The 19,028-nt window shown below is 41.7% G+C and carries 2 protein-coding genes; both read right to left on the bottom strand.

The annotated features are described in order from the left end of the window. Positions 1 to 354: 354 nt before the first annotated feature. On the bottom strand, positions 355 to 4,593 hold the full coding sequence (locus H6G76_RS16435) for a type I polyketide synthase (protein ID WP_190702522.1): 4,239 nt from the start codon (positions 4,591 to 4,593) through the stop codon (positions 355 to 357). Continuing rightward, the gene (locus H6G76_RS16440) at positions 4,590 to 19,010 is read right to left on the bottom strand and encodes a non-ribosomal peptide synthetase (protein WP_190702526.1); all 14,421 of its coding nucleotides are present in this window, start codon (positions 19,008 to 19,010) and stop codon (positions 4,590 to 4,592) included. The genes H6G76_RS16435 and H6G76_RS16440 overlap by 4 nt, the downstream gene beginning before the upstream one ends. Between the last annotated feature and the right edge of the window lie 18 nt (positions 19,011 to 19,028).

A 19,028-nucleotide genomic window follows, 5' to 3' on the forward strand; every position in this document is an offset into this window, starting at 1 on the left:
AGGAAAGAGGACAGTTAAGACAGTTAAGACAGTTAAGAATAGACCTTTTGCAAAAGTCCATGTTTTAATCTCTTTCTCTGCGCCTTTGCGACGGCCTACCCTTCGGGAAGCCGTGCAGAGCGCGTCTACAAGTCAGGGAAACCGCCCAACGCTCTACCTCGCCTCTGCGTGAGACAAAAAAATAGTTATGCAAGAGGTCTAATGTATTTATATTCCAATACGGTTCAGTTAAGGTTTCGTTCCCCCCTCCTAAAACCCCTCAAAAATGAATTTAGGGGGATATTCAATGTCTGCTGTTCTAAGTTCTACGCTTAAACTACTCAATCACTTGGTACAAGATAGAAGTTATTGCATTTAAATTGCGATTTCTTCTCTCTCATTCGTACTTAAGTGAGAATTTAATTGAATTTGTTCTTGTAGCTTGGATGCAACTTCCACTATTGTGGGATATTCAAACAAACTAGCAACAGTTAATTTAATAGAAAAAATATTTCGCAATCGAGATAGAACTTGTACAGCGATTAAAGAATCTCCTCCTAATTCAAAAAAGTTATCATGGATGCCTACTTCTTTTACTCCTAATAATTCTTGCCAAATCTCAGCAATTTTTTGCTCAATTGCGTCACGAGGGGCTACATAAGAATTGGGTAAATTAGGTCTTGAATAGTTTGCTGATAATTTTTCTGACTCAAAAGTATCTGACTTTGTTTGTAAGACATTTTCTGATTTCTTCTGCCCGGATTTTACACTAAACGCAGCTGATGCAGAAGCAACTGCCATAATAATTTGATGTTCAATTGTTTCCGTTTCAGGAAAAGCAGCAACTTGCACAAAATCTTGCTCTCTTAATGCTTCAAACCACTGGTCTAGAATAATAAAAGGCTGACCAGGGCTGCGTCTTTTATCATCTAATGGTTTTAAAAGTAGACCCCAGCTAATATCAAAGTCAATTTTCGCCTGAGTTATTTCCCACACTAAAAGGAAGCCGCCAGGAGCTAATAAAGAGCGTACATGATGAAGTGTTTTATCTATATTACGAGTGGCGTGTAAAACATTAGTGGCGATGATGACATCAAAGCTGTACTTTTCAAACCCTTGCTCGGTTGGCGATTTGTCTATGTCTAGTAAGCGATATTCAACAAATGGATAGTCTTTAAATTTCTCTTGCGCTTGAGTTAAGAAGCCGCTACCAATATCAGTAAAAGTATAGCTGGTTCTTTGTGGTGGCAACACAGGTAATATAGCTTGTGTAGTGACACCAGTACCCGCACCGATTTCCAAAACTCTCAGCTGAACAGATGACGGTAATGATTTGATTAGCTGTTCCAAACTGGAGCGCACAATAGAGTTGTAGTAAGTAATTATGGATGATTCTGAATATGATGGTTTGTTTTCTTTTTGGTAAACTAGTTTATTAAAAATCTCTAATGGTTCTTGTTCACCAGTAACAATAGCCGCTAAATTTTCCCCACAGCGTTGGATTAAATCTAAATCTACTAAAGAAGAATTAGCGAACCTTGTTCTGACTTGTTTTAAATGTTCGTTAATGTAATCTTGTGAACATGATACTAGTCCAGTAAATAATCCTTCTTGTTGCTGTAGTTGTTTTTGCTCAATTAATATCTGCAACCATCTAGAAAACAATTGTTGGTAGCGGGGAGAAATATTGTATTTATCTAATAAATTTTCTAAAGAATACTTGTCTTGAGAATTACTAAAAGCCCCTAATTTTTGGAATGCAGAGTTAATGTAAGCTGTACATAAATTATCTAGCCACTGTCTATTTTCTTGATAAGTTAATTCGTCAAGTTCTGCATTTCTAATGCTTGCTTGCTTTTGACCTGCTTGTTTAAGCAGTGTCCACAATTTTGATGTTGTGGGTATTTGCGAATCTTCCCAAGCTGTTTTTTGTGGCGGGTCAATCCAATAACGTTGGCGCTCAAAGGGGTAAGTTGGTAAAGGAATATGATAATACTCATCCTGACTATAAAATCCCAACCAATCTACTTTCACCCCAGCCAACCAAAGTTGACCAAATGTGTTGAATAAAACATGAATATCAGATTGCTTTTCTTGAGGATGACGTACTGAAGTTAATACAATTTGTGCGGCTGCTTTGTTTTGATGTCTTTTAACTAATGTAGCTAGTGTATGTCCTGGCCCTACTTCTAATAAGACTTGCTCTGGCTTTGCTAATAATTTCTCTATACCGGAGGCAAACAGCACTGTAGAACGTAGATGTTGAGCGTAGTAGTCAGGATTAGTGGCTTGTGTAGTTGTAATCCAAGTACCAGTTAAGTTGGAAATATAAGGCAGTTTTGGCGGATTTAAAGTAACTTTTTTAACTTGCTCTGTAAATGCCTCTAAGATGGGTTCCATCATCAGCGAATGGAAGGCATGGGAAGTATGCAGACGGCGACATTCAATGCCTTGAGCAGCAAGCTGATTTTGTAGTGCATCTATCGCTGCTATGGAACCGGAAACTACGCATTGCGATCGCTGATTAATCGCAGCAACAGAAAGTTCTTTACCTAATAGGGATTGTACCTTGTCTGCGGGTAAGGGAACAGAAAGCATTGCTCCAGTGGGTAGTTGCTGCATCAGTTGTCCGCGTGCTGCTACCAAAGATAAAGCATCTTCTAAAGAGAAAACTTCTGCGAGAGTTGCGGCTACATACTCGCCTATACTATGACCGATCGCAGCTTGTGCTTCTACTCCCCAAGACTGCCATAATTTAGCTAGGGCATATTCAATTACAAAAATAGCAGGTTGGGCAATTCCTGTTTGTTGAAGTTGCTTTGACGCTTCATCAATCTTTTCATCGCTGGTGTAAAGAATATGACGTAAATCTAGCCCTAGTAAGGGTTTCAAAAATTCTGAACAATAATCAACTTGTTCTTTAAATACTTCCTCAGTCTCATAAATTTCCCGCGCCATGTTGACATACTGAGAACCTTGACCGGGAAACATAAAGACAACAGGCCGTTCTGTAATCTCTGTATAGTTGGAAAATACCTGTTTTGACTCTAGACCTTTGACAGCATCTTCTAAATCACGACAAACTAACATCCGTCGATAATTAAAGCCCCGGCGACCACTGTTGAGTGTATAAGCCACATCGCCTAAATTAAGTTCTGGATGCTCTTTTAAATGCGTGATTAAATTAGCTGTCGCTTTCTCCAACGCACTCGCAGTCTTAGCCGACAGACATAAAAGTTGATAATCTCTCCCCTGCTCCCCTGCTCCCCTGCTCCCCTGCTCCAACACAGGAGTTTCTTCCAAAATGACATGAGCATTCGTCCCCCCCATCCCAAAGGAACTAACACCAGCACGGCGAGGAGTGTTATCTGTCTTCCATTCTTTCAGGGTTGTGTTGACATAAAAAGGACTGTTTGCAAAATCAATTTTGGGGTTAGGTGTCTCAAAATGCAAGCTAGGAGGCAGCATTTTATGTTGCAGTGCTAATACCGTCTTAATCAAACCTGCGACACCTGCGGCTGTATCTAAATGTCCAAAGTTGGTTTTGACTGAACCAATGGCGCAGAAACCTTTTTGATCTGTAGTTTGACTAAAAGCTTGAGTTAAAGCCGCAATTTCTATCGGATCTCCTAAAGGTGTCGCTGTACCATGAGCTTCAATATAGGAAATTGTTTCAGCCTCTACACCCGCTATAGCTTGCGCTTCACCAATAACTGCGGCTTGTCCGCTAACACTAGGCGCAGTGTAGCCAACTTTTGTTGCACCATCGTTATTAATAGCCGAGCCTTTAATGATTGCATGGATGTAGTCGCGATCGCTGATTGCATCCTGTAATCTTTTTAGTACCACAATCCCAGCACCGCTACCAGCAATTGTCCCTTGTGCCTTAGCATCAAAAGTACGGCAGTGTCCATCAGGAGACAAAATCATTCCTTCTTGATGCAAATAACCTATTTTCTGAGGAATACACAGAGTCACACCCCCAGCTAAAGCTATGTCACATTCACCATTTAAAAGACTTTGACACGCTACATGAACCGCAACCAAAGAAGTAGAACAGGCTGTTTGTACATTGACTGCGGGGCCAGTCAAATCGAGTTTATATGCAACTCGTGTCGGTAAAAAATCTTTATCGTTGGATATTCCTAACTGTACGGGGTCAAATGTTCCTAGTAATTGATGATGAGAATAGATATTGTTGAGAAAATATCTATTCATCCCCACACCACCATAAACCCCAATTAATCTATTGTAGGTTTGCGGGTCATAACCAGCTTTTTCGACAGCTTCCCAAGCTAATTCTAAAAATAGGCGTTGTTGTGGATCTATTAACTCAGCTTCTTTGGCACTATAAGCAAAGAAATTTGCATCAAATAATTCAATATCTTCTAAAACACCGCTTGCTTTTACATAACTCGGATTATTTATTAAATCAACAGAAACACCAGAGTTGATTAATTCTTCATCTGTCAGCCAAGAGATTGATTTTACACCATCTCGAATATTTTGCCAAAATGATTCAATATCTTTTGCGCCAGGGAATCTACCAGCAACAGCAATTATAGCTATTTCAGAATTATTAAATTCGTTATTGTCATGCATTAAGTTTGTCATTTTACACCTTTTTTCTGAGAACGATGTTGCTGTCTGGATTTTAGTTGTTGTTTTCTTACAGCTTTAATTTCACTCTGGGTTTGAGTGCGATAATTGTTTTCTTTAATAGTTTCTTCTTTTTGAGATTTAGTCCATAAATATTTGCTAAGACTATGTATAGTTGGGTAGTTAAACATATCAACTATTGATAGTTCTAAACCCAATTTTTCTTGCAGTTGTTGATTAACTTTTACTAAGATTAATGAATGACCTCCAAGCTCAAAGAAATTATTGTAAATTCCTACATTTTCTAGAGCTAATACTTGTTGCCAAATGTCAGCAATAATGCTTTCTATCTCTGTATTTGGCATGACATAATCTAATGATTCTTGATGTAAATCTGGGTTAGGTAGAGCGCGACGGTCTACTTTACCGTTAGGTGTCAAGGGTAAGGACTCTAATATGACAAAAGCGGCTGGAACCATATACCCAGGTAATTTATTAGCCAGGAATTGTCGCAGTTCTTCGGTTGTGAGTGTGACATCTTTTTGTGGTACTACATAAGCGACTAAACGCTTATTACCTGGGGTTCCTTCATGAGCAATGACACAACAGTTCTGCACATCACTATGTTGTCCCAGTAGACTTTCTATTTCTGCCAATTCAATACGGAAACCACGTATTTTAACTTGGTTGTCAATACGTCCTAAGTATTCAATGTTTCCATCTGGCAAATAACGTGCCAAATCTCCAGTTTTGTAGAGACGCTCAGAATTAAAGAAATTTTCTTCTCTGCTCCCCTGCTCCCCTGCTCCCCTGCTTCTTCTGAAGGGGTTAGGAATAAATTTTTCTTGAGTTAGTTCTGTCCGGTTGAGGTAGCCTCTTGCCAACCCTACACCACCGATGTGTAACTCTCCCGGCACACCTATCGGTACGGGTTGTAGATTGCTGTCTAAGATGAAAACTTGAGTATTGGCGATCGCTCTGCCTATAGTGATTTTCTCATCTTCCGGGGTGCATTTGGCGATCGTTGCACACACACTCGCTTCCGTTGGGCCGTAGGCATTAAAGAAGTTTCTGCCCACAGACCATTGCTTAATTAATTCAGTAGGACAAGCTTCGCCAGCAACAACTATTGTTTGCAATGCTGGCAGTTCCTCTTGTGGCATTACCGCTAAAGCCGATGGTGGTAATGTGATATGGGTAATGGCATCATCTCGTAATCGCTCAATCAACGGCTTTCCTGGCAATAGCGAGTCTTTTGTTCCCAGATATAGCGTTGCACCTGACCCCAAAGCCATCAAAATTTCTGAGATTGAAGCATCAAAACTGAAGGAGGCAAACTGGAGAACGTGACTATTCTTAGTCAAGCCAAAAGTTTGAATCTGAGCTTGAGCTAAGTTGCACAGTCCTTTATGCTCAACCATCACACCTTTCGGTCTACCTGTTGAGCCTGAGGTGTAAATCACATTCGCTAGATGAAAGGCTCTAACTCCACTGTTTGGATTATCTTGATTGTGTTGGGCAATTTCTGACCAGACTTCATCTAAACAAATAAGTTTTGCTTGATGTTTGGGAAGTCTGTCAATAAGTCGCTGTTGAGTTAACAGTAGCGAAACTTGAGCATCTTCTAGCATGAAACTCAAACGCTCAGGGGGATATTCTGGGTCAAGTGGCAGATATGCACCACCAGCTTTGAGAATACCTAGTAGTCCCACCACCATGTCTATTGAGCGTTCTACACAAATACCGACCAGAGTATCTGGTTTTACACTCAATGAGCGCAAGTGATGAGCCAACCCATTAGCACGACAATTCAACTGGTGGTAGGTAAGTTGTTCATTGTCAAACACCAACGCTACAGCATCCGGTGTACGCTCAACCTGTTCCTCAAATAATTGATGGATACACTTATCTTCAGGGTAGTCAACCCATGTATGATTCCAGTCAACCAATAACTGCTGCTGCTCAACTGTTGTCAGCAGTGGTAATTGATAAATTCGCTCTTGGGGATTAGTAACAATACCTTCCAGCAATGTGACAAAATGACCAGTCATTCGTGCAATTGTGCTGGCATCAAACAAGTCAGTATTGTACTCCCACACACCCAACAATCCTTGGGTAGTGTTTTCCATCGATAAACCCAAATCAACCTTTGTAGTTCTGCTTTCTACTGGCAATGAACTAACAGTTAAACCAGCAAGCTCTAATTCTTGTAAGGGTGCATTCTGAAGGTTGAACAATACCTGAAACAGTGGCGTATGACTGAGATTCCGTTCTGGTTGTAATGCTTCCACCAACATTTCAAAGGGTAAATTCTGATGAGAGTATGCGCCTAAAGCGACTTCTCGAACACGGGTTAGTAATTCGCTAAAAGTGGGATTACCAGCTAAGTTAGAGCGGATAACTAAGGTATTGACAAAAAAGCCGATTAACCCTTCTATCTCCGAGCGATCGCGGTTAGCAATTGGTGTACCCACCAAAATATCTTCTTGTCCTGTGTAGCGATAAAGCAAGGTATTGTATGCTGCCAACAGCGTCATAAACAAAGTTACACCTTGCTCTTGGCTCAGTTTTGTCAACCTATCAGTTAACCCATCTGACAGTAGAAACTGCTGATATGCGCCAGCGAAAGTCTGCACAGGCGGTCTTGGTCGGTCTGTAGGTAGGGATAATAAGGCTGGTGCATCTTTTAATTGCTGTTCCCAGTAATTTAGTTGGCTTTGTAATACATCTCCTTGTAGCCACTGCCTTTGCCAAATTGCGAAATCTGCATACTGAATTGGCAGTGGTGTTAACGGTGACATTTTATCTTGGGAATAAGCATTGTATAAAGCTTCTAATTCTTGGACAAACACACCCATTGACCAACCATCAAAGACAATATGATGTATAAACAAGAACAATGCTTGTTCTGTCTCAGACAACACTACTAATGTTGTCCTGATTAATGATTCATCTGCCAGATTAAAGGGTTGGTGAGCTTGTTGTTGCGCTAATTGCTGCAAAGTAATTTCTTTTTCGGTTATAGATAAATGCTGCAAATCAACAATTGGTACTGATACTGTCCCCTGTTCTTTAATAACTTGAACTGGTTCTCCATTAACTGTAATGAAGTTAGTGCGTAACGCTTCGTGGCGATTAATAATTTCTTGTAAGCTTTGTTGTAGCGCAGTTTGATTGAGAGTACCATCTAGACGCAAAGCTACAAGTAAGTTATAGAAGGGACTATTGGGATTTAACTTGTCTAAAAACCATAAACGCTGTTGAGCATAAGACAGTGGTAAATCTGCATCCCTTGTTCTTGGTAAGATGGCTGATGTTGTTAGATCATGTTGCTGTAACTGTTGAATATGTTGGGATAATTCAGCAACCGTTGGTGCAGCAAATAAGCTCCGCAATGGTAATTCTACTGTCAAGCTAGTACGCACGCGAGAAACTAATTGCGTTGCTAGTAGAGAATGTCCGCCAAGTTCAAAGAAATTATCATGAATACCAACTCGCTCAACTTTCAGCACTTGCGCCCAAATTACTGACACAATTTCCTCAATGGGGTTACGTGGGGCGACATACTGATCTGATAATTGGTTGTGTAAATCAGGTGCAGGTAACGCGCGGCGGTCTAATTTCCTGTTAGCAGAAAGCGGTAGAGCCTCCAAGATGACTATTGCACTTGGCACCATATATTCTGGTAACTTTTCCTTGAGGAAGTTACGTACTTCGCTAATAGAGATTGTTTGCTCTGGTTGCGGCACAATATAAGCGACTAAGCGTTTATCGCCTGGTATATCCTCACGGACAACCGCACAAGAGGCTTGTATATCACTTAGTTGACCCAGTACCGCTTCAACTTCGCCCAACTCAATACGGAAACCCCTAATTTTAACTTGATTGTCAATGCGTCCTAAAGATTCAAGCTTACCGTCAGGTAAATAACGCGCTAAGTCCCCTGTTTTGTATAATCTATTACCTCCTGCCTCCTGCCTCTCCGCAGTCGCTACAACGGGGGGAACCCCCGCAACGCGCTGCTCTCTGCCTTCTGCCTTCTCAAAAGGATTTGGAATGAATTTCTCTTGTGTTAACTGAGGTCTGTTAAAGTAGCCTTGAGCTAAAAGCACACCTGCAATGTACACTTCTCCCAGCACACCCACGGGTACAGGCTGTAGATATTTATCGAGGATGTAAATTTGCGTGTTAGAAATCGGTCGCCCGATGGAAGGAAGTAGCGGCCAAGTGTCTATGAAGTCAGGCAGAGTATAACTGGTGGCTAAATGGCTTTCTGACGGCCCATACTGATTATGCAAAGTAATATCAGTTAGTTTGCTCAACCATCCAGAAATTGCAGGGGTAATTTGCAATTGTTCTCCAGAAGTAATAATTTCCCGCAAACCAGTATTAACTATGTCATTCCCCAAGGCGACTTCTGCTAATTGCTGTAAGCCGACAACTGGGAGAAACATCCTTTGAATTTGTTTCTCTTGCAGAAAACCTAATAATGCTAAAGCATCACGGCGTAATTCCTCTGTGATGAGGAATAATGTGCCGCCAGAACACCAAGTAGTGAAGATTTCCTGGAAGGAGACATCAAAGCTAACCGAAGCAAATTGCAGGGTTTTTGCACGAGTAATTTTCAGGTTGTCCCGATGCCACAAGATATGATTGCAAAGGGCAAGCTGACTCATAGCTATACCTTTGGGTTGTCCTGTAGAGCCGGAAGTGTAAATTATATAGACTAAGTTATTGGGTTGTACGCCAGAAATGATGTTGTCTGGGCTGCACTGGGAAATCTTTTCAGCATCAGTATCTAAGCAAACAAGTTTTGCCTGATTTGGCGGTAGCCTATCAATAAGTCGCTGTTGAGTCAGTAAAACTTTTACTTGAGTATCTTCTAAAATAAAACTCAAGCGATCGCTCGGATACTCTGGGTCAAGTGGTACATAAGCTGCACCCGCTTTGAGAATCCCCAACAGTCCGATGACCATCTCTAAAGAACGCTCGACACACAGACCAACTAAGGTATCTGGTTTTACACCCACAGACTGCAAGTAGTGTGCTAACTGGTTAGCGCGACAGTTTAATTGGGAATAAGTTAGTTGTTGATTTCCAAATTCCACCGCTACTGCATCAGGTGTCAGTTCCACTTGCTCCTCAAATAACTGATGGATGGACTTATACAGGGGATAATCTACTGCTGTATCGTTCCAATCTATTAATAACTGCTGTTGCTCAACTGCTGTTAACAGTGGCAATTGAGAAATTCGTTGTTCTGGGTTAGCAATAATACCTTCAAGTAAGGTGACAAAATGACTTGTCATGCGATCAATGGTACTAGCATCAAACAAGTCTGTATTGTACTCCCATACTCCTACCAGCCCAGTTGGACTGTTTTGCATAATTAAGGTTAAATCAAACCTGGAAGTTGTACCTTTGATGAGGAAGGAACTAACATTTAAACCTGTTAGTTCTAATCCAGATGTGGGCGCATTCTGGAGGACAAACATTACTTGAAACAGTGGTGTATAGCTGAGATCCCGTTCTGGCTGCAATGCTTCCACCAGCATTTCAAAGGGCAAATGTTGATGAGAGTATGCCGACATTGCCATGTCTCGAACGCGACTTAGTAATTCGCTAAAGGTGGGATTGCCTGCTAAGTCAGTTCGCATGACTAAAGTATTGACAAAAAAGCCAATTAACCCTTCTATCTCGGAGCGATCGCGGTTAGCAATGGGCGATCCCACCAATATATCTTCTTGTCCTGTATAGCGATAAAGCAGGGTATCGAAGGCTGCCAACAGCGTCATGAACAAAGTTACACCTTGTTCTTGGCTCAGTTTTGCTAACTTATTAGTTAATTCACCAGACAGTGCAAATTCTTGATGTGTGCCGTTGTAGGTTTGCACAGATGGTCTTGGTCGGTCTGTGGGTAGGGATAATAAAGCTGGTGCATCTTTTAGTTGTTGTTCCCAGTAACTTAGTTGGCTTTGCAATACATCTTCTACCAACCACTGTCTTTGCCAAATAGCGAAGTCTGCGTATTGAATTGGCAATGGTGCTAAAGGTGACGACTGACCTATTGAGTAAGCGTTGTAAAGTGTTGCTAGTTCGGAGATAAACACACCCATTGACCAGCCATCAGCGACTATGTGGTGCATACAGACAAACAAGATATTTTCTGTGTCGGATAGCACTACTAATTTGGCTCTGACTAATGCTTCTTTTGCTAGGTCAAAGGGTTGGCTAAATTGTAATTGTCCTATTTGCTGTACAGCTATTTCTTGTTCATTTGCAGATAAGTGCTTTAAGTCAACAACGGAAACTACTTCCTGTTCACTATTCCCTATTCCCCTAATAACTTGAATTGGTTGTCCATCAATTGTGATGAAGTTGGTGCGTAACGCTTCGTGGCGTGCAATGATTTCTTGTAGGCTTTGCTCTAAGGCGGTAAGTTCCAGTTTTCCTGTTAAACGCAACGCTATGGGTATGTTGTAGAAAGGGCTGTCTGGCTCGAATTGGTCTAAAAACCATAAACGCTGTTGAGCATAAGACAATTGTAAGTCTGCATTCTCTACCCGCCTTAAGATAGGTGCTGTAGAAAGTTCTAAGTCCTGTTGCTTTAATTGCCCAATTACTTGCGCCAATTGGGCAACTGTAGCTGCGGCAAACAACTCACGCAATAGTATTTCCACCTTGAAAATGTTGCGGATGCGTGAAACTAGTTGGGTGGCGAGTAGCGAGTGTCCCCCTAGTTCAAAGAAGTTATCATGAATACCTACTTGCTCTACTTTCAATACTTGCGCCCAAATTTGCGCCAGCATTTCTTCAGTAGGTGTACGCGGGGCAACATATTTTTCTAACAGTGTGCTGTCTAATTCTGGTTTTGGCAGGGCGCGACGGTCTATTTTGCCGTTAGAGGTGAGGGGTAAGGATTCTAGCAGCACAAAAGCACTTGGGATCATGTACTCTGGTAGCTTGTCCTTGAGAAACTGACGCACCTCTGCGACTGTAGGAGATTGTTCTAGCTGCGGCACTACATAAGCTACTAAACGTTTATGGCCCGGTTCATCTTCTCGGACTATCACCACGCTTTCCCACACCGCCGGATGAGAAGCCAGTAATGCCTCAATTTCTCCCAACTCAATGCGGAAGCCACGTATTTTTACTTGGTTATCGATGCGTCCTAAATACTCTAATTCGCCATTGGGTAAATACCGCCCTAAATCACCAGTTTTGTATAATTTATTTCCTTCTGCCTCCTGCCTCTCCGCAGTCTCTACAACGGGGGGAAGCCCCGCAACGCGCTGCTCTCTGCCTTCTGCCTTCTCAAAAGGATGAGAGATAAACCGTTGTTGGGTCAACTCGTGACGATTCAAATAACCATGCGCCACCCCAGCACCACCAACGTACATTTCGCCAGGAACGCCAATAGGCACTGGCTGTAAATATTCATCTAGTACATATACTTGTAAGTCGGGTATGGGGCGACCAATTACACTGGCCGTGCTTTGCAAATCGGCTTTGCTCAATGGGCGATAGGTAACGTGTACGGTGGTTTCTGTAATCCCGTACATATTCACTAACTGGGGTGAGGTGTCGCCGTGTCTATCAAACCAAGGTTGCAAGCTCTTTAGTTCCAGTGCTTCTCCACCGAAGATTACTAGGCGTAAGTTCAAGTCAGAAGCAGGGGGAAATGTAATTGACTGTTCTGCTTGAATTAACTGGCGGAAGGCTGAAGGTGTTTGATTAAGGACTGTGACTTTTTCTTGACACAATAACTTATAGAATAATTCAGGCGATCGCGTCACTAAATAAGGCACTACTATTAGTTTTCCACCATACAGCAATGCACCCCAAATTTCCCACACAGAAAAGTCAAAAGCATAAGAGTGGAACATTGTCCACACATCTTGAGAGTTAAAGTTATACCAAGCATTTGTCGCTGCAAATAAACGAGTTACATTAGCGTGATTAACTAAAACACCTTTAGGCTTACCTGTAGAACCAGAAGTGTAGATAACATAAGCTAAATTATCTGGTGTTGTAGTGTTTTCTGGATTTTTGTTGCTATGTTGCGCTATGGTTGAGCGATCGCTATCTATACAAACAAGTTGTGCGCTATGCTCTGGTAGTTTGTTGAGTAATTCTTGTTGTGTGAGTAGCACAGAAACCTGAGCATCTTCTATCATGAAGCTCAAGCGGTCTTGAGGATACCCACTGTCAAGTGTGACGTAAGCACCACCCGCTTTGAGTATAGCCAATAGTCCGACAATCATATCGAGCGAACGCTCTACACAAATACCTACCAGCACATCTGGCTCTACACCCAAGGAACGCAAATAGTGTGCTAACTGGTTAGCGCGACGATTTAATTGTTCGTAGGTAAGTTGATTGTCTTCGTACACTACCGCTACTGCATCAGGGGTGCGTTCAACCTTCTCTTCAAACAACTGATGCAGGCACTTTTGAAGTGAATAGTCTACTGTTGTATCGTTCCACTCTACTAATAACTGCTGTTGCTCAGGTTGCGTCAGCATTGGCAATTGTAAAATCCGTTCTTCTGGGTGAGCAACAATTCCCTCAATTAATGTTTGGAAATGTCCTAATAAACGAGTAATTGTGTCATCATCAAATCGGCTAGTCTCGTAGCTAATCTTGACAAACAGTTGCTCACCAGGAACAACCACTACCGTCAGAGGATAATTAGTTTGTTCAATGGCGTGAATATTGTCTATAGAGAAACTGTAATTTTCCTGTTGCGCTGCCTCATCAATAGGATAATTCTCGAAGACAACAATGCTCTCAAACAAAGACATTCCTCTAGGCACATCACTCAGACCTTGAATCTCTGCCAGTGAGCTATATGAATATTGTTCAGATTCAACTTGCTGTGCTTGTAAATTCTTCAACAAATCTATTACTTGAGTCTCACCAGAAACTTGAACGCGTACTGGCAAAGTGTTGATAAATAATCCTACCATTGACTCAATGCCAGCAAGCTCAGGTGGACGACCAGACACAGTAACACCAAACACTACATCAGTTTCTTGACTGTAGCGACACAAAAGTAATGACCAAGTGGCTTGTACTAGACTATTTAGTGTCAACTGATGCTGTCGCACAAATGTTTGTATGGCAGATGTCGTTTTTCTTGTCAGGTGGATTTGTTGTTTACTGTAGCGAGAATTTAACGGTTTACGGTTTGACGATGGCTGATCAACACTTAAAGGAGTGGGTAGATTAAAACCTTGAAGTTTCTGCCGCCAGAATTGCCGAGCTAGGTCTTGATCTTGTTTTTGTAGCCAAGCAATATAGTTGCTGTAGCTGGTAGTTGGTTTAATAGCTAAATTTTTACCCTGAGAAATTGCTTGATAAAAGGACAGCAGGTCTTGAAAAATCAAACGTCCTGACCAACCATCAAGCAATAAGTGATGAGAACTCCAAATAAATTGATAAGTATCTGCACTTAGTTGAATGAGAACCAAGTATATCAGTGGTGCAATAGACAAATAGAAACCCTGTTGTCGCTGTGACTGCAACAAAAGCTCTAATTTTTTTTGCTGCTCTTGTGCAGATAGCTCTCGCCAATCATAGCTTTGTAGGTTAACGTTTACCTGCCGATACACTACTTGAAGTGGCTGTTGCTCATTCTCCCAAACAAACGCAGTTCGCAAGACAGAATGCCGTGCTATCACTTGCTGCCAAGCTTGCTCAAATACTGATACATTTAAATTTCCACTCAAAGCATAACTACACTGCTCAAAATACACTCCTGAGTCTGGAGCATACAAACTTTCAAACAGCATTCCCTGTTGCATCGGGGAGAGTGGGTAAATATCTTCAATATTTCGCCAGTTAGTTTTGCCTAAACTTGCCAACAGTTGGTCTAGTTCTAACTGGTTGAGCTTGATTAATGGGAAATCTGTTGGTGTATAACCGCCATTCTCAGGAGATGAACAATGAGCAATAAGTTTCTGCAATGTCTCGATAAATTCTTGCGCCAAACTTTCAATTGTGGTGCGCTGATGAAAATTACTGCTGTAAGTCCACTCTATTTGTAGACGTTCTCCCGTAATAATGCTATTAATCTCTAGCAGATGAGTGCGGTTATTTTGCCAACCGTGCATTTTTCCCGCAGACTCACTGGCTGGCTGCATCCAAGAATTTGTATTAAGCAGTTGAGCGAATTGACCCAAATAATTAAAACTGATTTGAGCTTGCGGTAATGCCTGTAGTTGATTCGCAATTTTTGTATCTTGGCTTAGATAGCGCAATAATCCATAGCCAATTCCTTTATTGGGAATAGCCCGTAATTGTTCTTTGACAGATTTTAAAGCATCTGCTGGATTGTCTGTAGCTGGGAGTTCAATAAGCACAGGGAAGATGGTCGTAAACCAACCGATGGTACGTGATAAATCCACACCATCAACAATATTTTCCCGCCCATGACCTTCTAAGTTGAACAGCACACTCTGAGAGTGAGTCCATCTGCTCAAAACTAACACCAAGGCAGTCAGTAGTACATCGTTAATCTGAGTGTTGTAAGCTTTTGGTACATCTTGCAGCAAAGCAAGAGTTTCCGCCTCACTTAAAGACAATAATACTGTACTAGCTGCTGCAACAGTGTTTGCCCCTTTTATATAGTCAACAGGTAGAGATGGAACTGCGGCGCGAGATTCATCCAACCAGTAAGCCGCTTCTGATTTGAAGGCTTGTGATTGTGCATATTCGGTTAATTTAAAAGACCAATCTTTGAAAGACGTTGTTTTAGCAGGAAAGGTAATAGCTTTACCTAGAGCAAGTTGCTGGTAAGCTGTTTGCAAATCCTCTAATAAAATCCGCCAAGACACACCATCAATTGCTAAATGATGGACAACGATCAGTAATCGTGCCTTTTTGTCAATACCCAGATGGAAAAAGGCAATCTGTACTAGATTTTCTGACAGATTTAGTCTCGCCTGCAACAAATTACCTTGAGCTTCAATGGCTGCTTGTTGTTCAGTTTCGGGAATTGCTGATAAGTCTATGTAAGAGAAAGCAACGCTATGATTCGGCGCAGAGTAAATCTGCTGCCAAGTAGAGTCAGACTGTGTAAAACGTAAGCGCAGAGCATCGTGATGTACTAGCAATTGCTTGAATACTTGCTGCAATAGCTCCGGCTTGAGGTCAGATGGTACTGAGAGTAGAAATGCTTGATTAAAGTGGTGCGGCTGGGAGAGGTTTTGCTCAAAGAACCAATGTTGAATGGGGGTTAAAGGTAATGTACCTGTGACTAATTCTTGTTCTGCCTCAATTTTATTGATTGTGTCTACTACTGTTGCCAATTGGGCAATTGTTGGATGTGCAAATAATTGCTTGAGGGTAAGTTGCAATCCAGCAAGCTTGGCTCTGCTAATGATTTGAATACTGAGGATTGAATCACCGCCCAGTTCAAAAAAGTTATCGTGAATACCTACACTCTCTACTCGTAGAACTTCTGACCATATTAGTGCTAGTATTTCTTCGATTTGATTGCGTGGTGCTACAAAACTGACTTGGAGTTCTCCACGGGAATCCGGCACTGGTAGAGCATTGCGGTCTATCTTGCCGTTAGGAGTTAGTGGCAGTGATTCCAGCATGACAAACGTATGTGGCACCATATAATTAGGCAGTCGGCTAGACAGGAAAGAGCGCAACTGGTTAACCGTCGGTATCTGCCCTAGATGCGTTACTACGTAGGCGACTAGGCGTTTATCACCAGGATTGTCTTCACGGACAATTACACAACAAGCCTGCACTTCCTCATATTGGCTTAATCTTGCTTCAATTTCTGCCAATTCAATGCGGAAACCCCGTATTTTAACTTGGTTGTCAATTCGTCCCAAGTATTCAATATTACCATCTGGTAAATAACGCGCCAAATCTCCAGTTTTATAGAGGCGACCAGTGCCGAAGGGGCTGTTGATAAATCTTTCCTGCGTAAGTTCTCTTCGATTGAGGTAGCCTCTTGCCAGCCCAACACCCCCAATGTGCAACTCCCCTGGCACACCTACAGGTACTGGTTGTAAATTTTTGTCTAAGATGTACACTTGGGTATTGGCGATCGCCTTACCAATCGATATTTTCTCATCTTCCGGGGTGCATTTGGCGATCGTTGCACAAACACTCGCTTCTGTCGGCCCGTAAGCGTTGAATAAGTTTCGACCCACAGACCATTGCTTGATTAATTCCGCCGGACAAGCTTCTCCGGCGACAATGATTGTTTGCAGTGCTGGCAGTTCCTCTTGTGGCATCACTGCTAACGCCGATGGTGGTAATGTGATATGCGTAATCGCATCATCTCGTAATCGTTCAATCAACGGCTTTCCTGGCAATAGCGAGTCTTTTGTTCCCAGATATAGCGTTGCACCTGAGCCAAAAGCCATGACGACTTCCCAAATCGAAGCGTCAAAACTGAAGGAGGCAAATTGAAGAACGCGACTATCTGAAGTCAAACCAAAAGTTTGAATTTGAGCTTGAGCTAAGTTACACAGTCCTTGATGCTCAACCATCACACCTTTAGGTGTTCCTGTAGAACCAGAGGTATAAATCACATAAGCCAGATTAGTTGCTTGTACATCAGTGTTCAGATTATCTTGGCTTGACTTATCTATCGCCTGCCATTGAGTATCTAAACAGAGGACTGTCGCTTGATGCTGTGGTAGTCTATCACTTAGATGCTGTTGAGTAAGTAGCACTGAAACTTGAGCATCTTCTAACATAAAGCTCAGACGCTCTTGAGGATACTCAGGGTCAAGTGGTACATAAGCCCCACCCGCCTTGAGAATTGCTAACAGTCCAATGACCATTAGGAGACCGCGCTCTACACATAACCCAACTAGTACCTTTGCTCCTACACCCAAGGAGTATAAGTAGTGTGCTAACCCATTAGCACGGCAATTTAACTCGTAGTAAGTCAGTTGTTGATTACCAAACACCACCGCCACAGCATTGGGTGTTTTCTCAACCTGCTCCTCAAATAATTGATGAATACATTTATCAGAGGGATAGTCTACCTGGGTATTGTTCCACTCAACTAATAACTGCTGTTGCTCAATTTTTGTCAGCAGAGGTAATTGCCAAATTTGCGCCTCTGGGTTGACAACAATACCTTCTAGCAAGGTCACAAAATGCCCTGCCATGCGCCTGATTGTCGCTGCATCAAAAAGGTCAGTATTGTACTGCCAGCATGGCTCTAAAATCCCCTGAGCTTCTCGCACCATTAAACTCAGGTCTAACTGTGCGCCCCTTTGCCCAAGCAAATATGGCTCCATTTCCAGCACTAGTTCTTGACTGTGCAAAGAATTGTCTGTTCGTTCACACCAAGTTTGTGCTTGCCAAGTGAAACTAACTTGACACAAAGGATGACGACTTGGGTCTCTTTGTGGCTGGATTTGTTCTGCTAACAGAGAAAATGGGTAATCTTGATGCTTTTGGGCTTGTCTAACTGTTTTGCTGACTTGAGCAAGAAGTTCATGAAATGTGGCATCTTCTTGTAGAGAAACCCGTAAAACAGTCAGATTGGAAAAGTAGCCGACCATCTCTTTAAACTCTTTACCCGGCCGACCTCTCATGGGGCTGCCTATAAGGATATCTGTTTGATTGGTGTAACGGTAAAGTTGGATGTAAAATGCTGTGAGCAGAATTTGATAAAGACTGGTTCCAGAAACGAAAGCTAGATTTTTGAGTTTTTTAGTTAACTGTTCATCTAGCTTTAAAATATGTGATACTCCTTGATAAGTCTGTACTGGGGGGCGGGGTTTATCTGGGAGCAAGTTCAAAATTGGTAATTCGCCAGCTAATTGTTTTTGCCAGTATTGTCGCTGTTTTTCTCCCCTGGAACTCGATAACATTTCTAATTGCCAGCGAACAAAATCTGCATAAGTTTTATTCTTACTTAAAGAATCTGCTGTTACCTGGGTTTGCTTTTGATTAGCTTGCTCAATTTCTTGAGCATACAAAGTTTGAAATTCACTCAGCAGTAAATCATAAGACCACATATCCCCAGCAATGTGGTGCATTGTTAACACAAGAACGTGTTCTTGCGCTGAACGCGTAAATAAATTCACCCTGAGAACTGAATCTTTTTCTAAATTAAAAGGTCGGTCAGATGTAGCATAAATTTTCTCTTTTAATTCGTCTTCACTCCAAATGCTGGCATCTATTACTTCAACATTAATTTTTTGCTGTTGATTAACTTGCTGAACAGGTTTGTCTTCATAACTAGTATATGTGGTTCTAAGAATAGGATGGTTTTGAATAATTTTTTTCCATACACACTCAACAATATAAATATTTAAATAAGAATTAATTTTTACAGTAATGAAAATATTATAAGCAATGCTTTCAGGAGCAATTTGGTAGATAAACCACATTGCTTCTTGTCCAGATGAGAGTGGAAAATTTGTTTTGTTAATTGTGTTCATTAAAATACCTTAAAGTTG

The organism is Nostoc sp. FACHB-152, from assembly GCF_014697475.1.
Taxonomy (GTDB): domain Bacteria; phylum Cyanobacteriota; class Cyanobacteriia; order Cyanobacteriales; family Nostocaceae; genus Nostoc_B.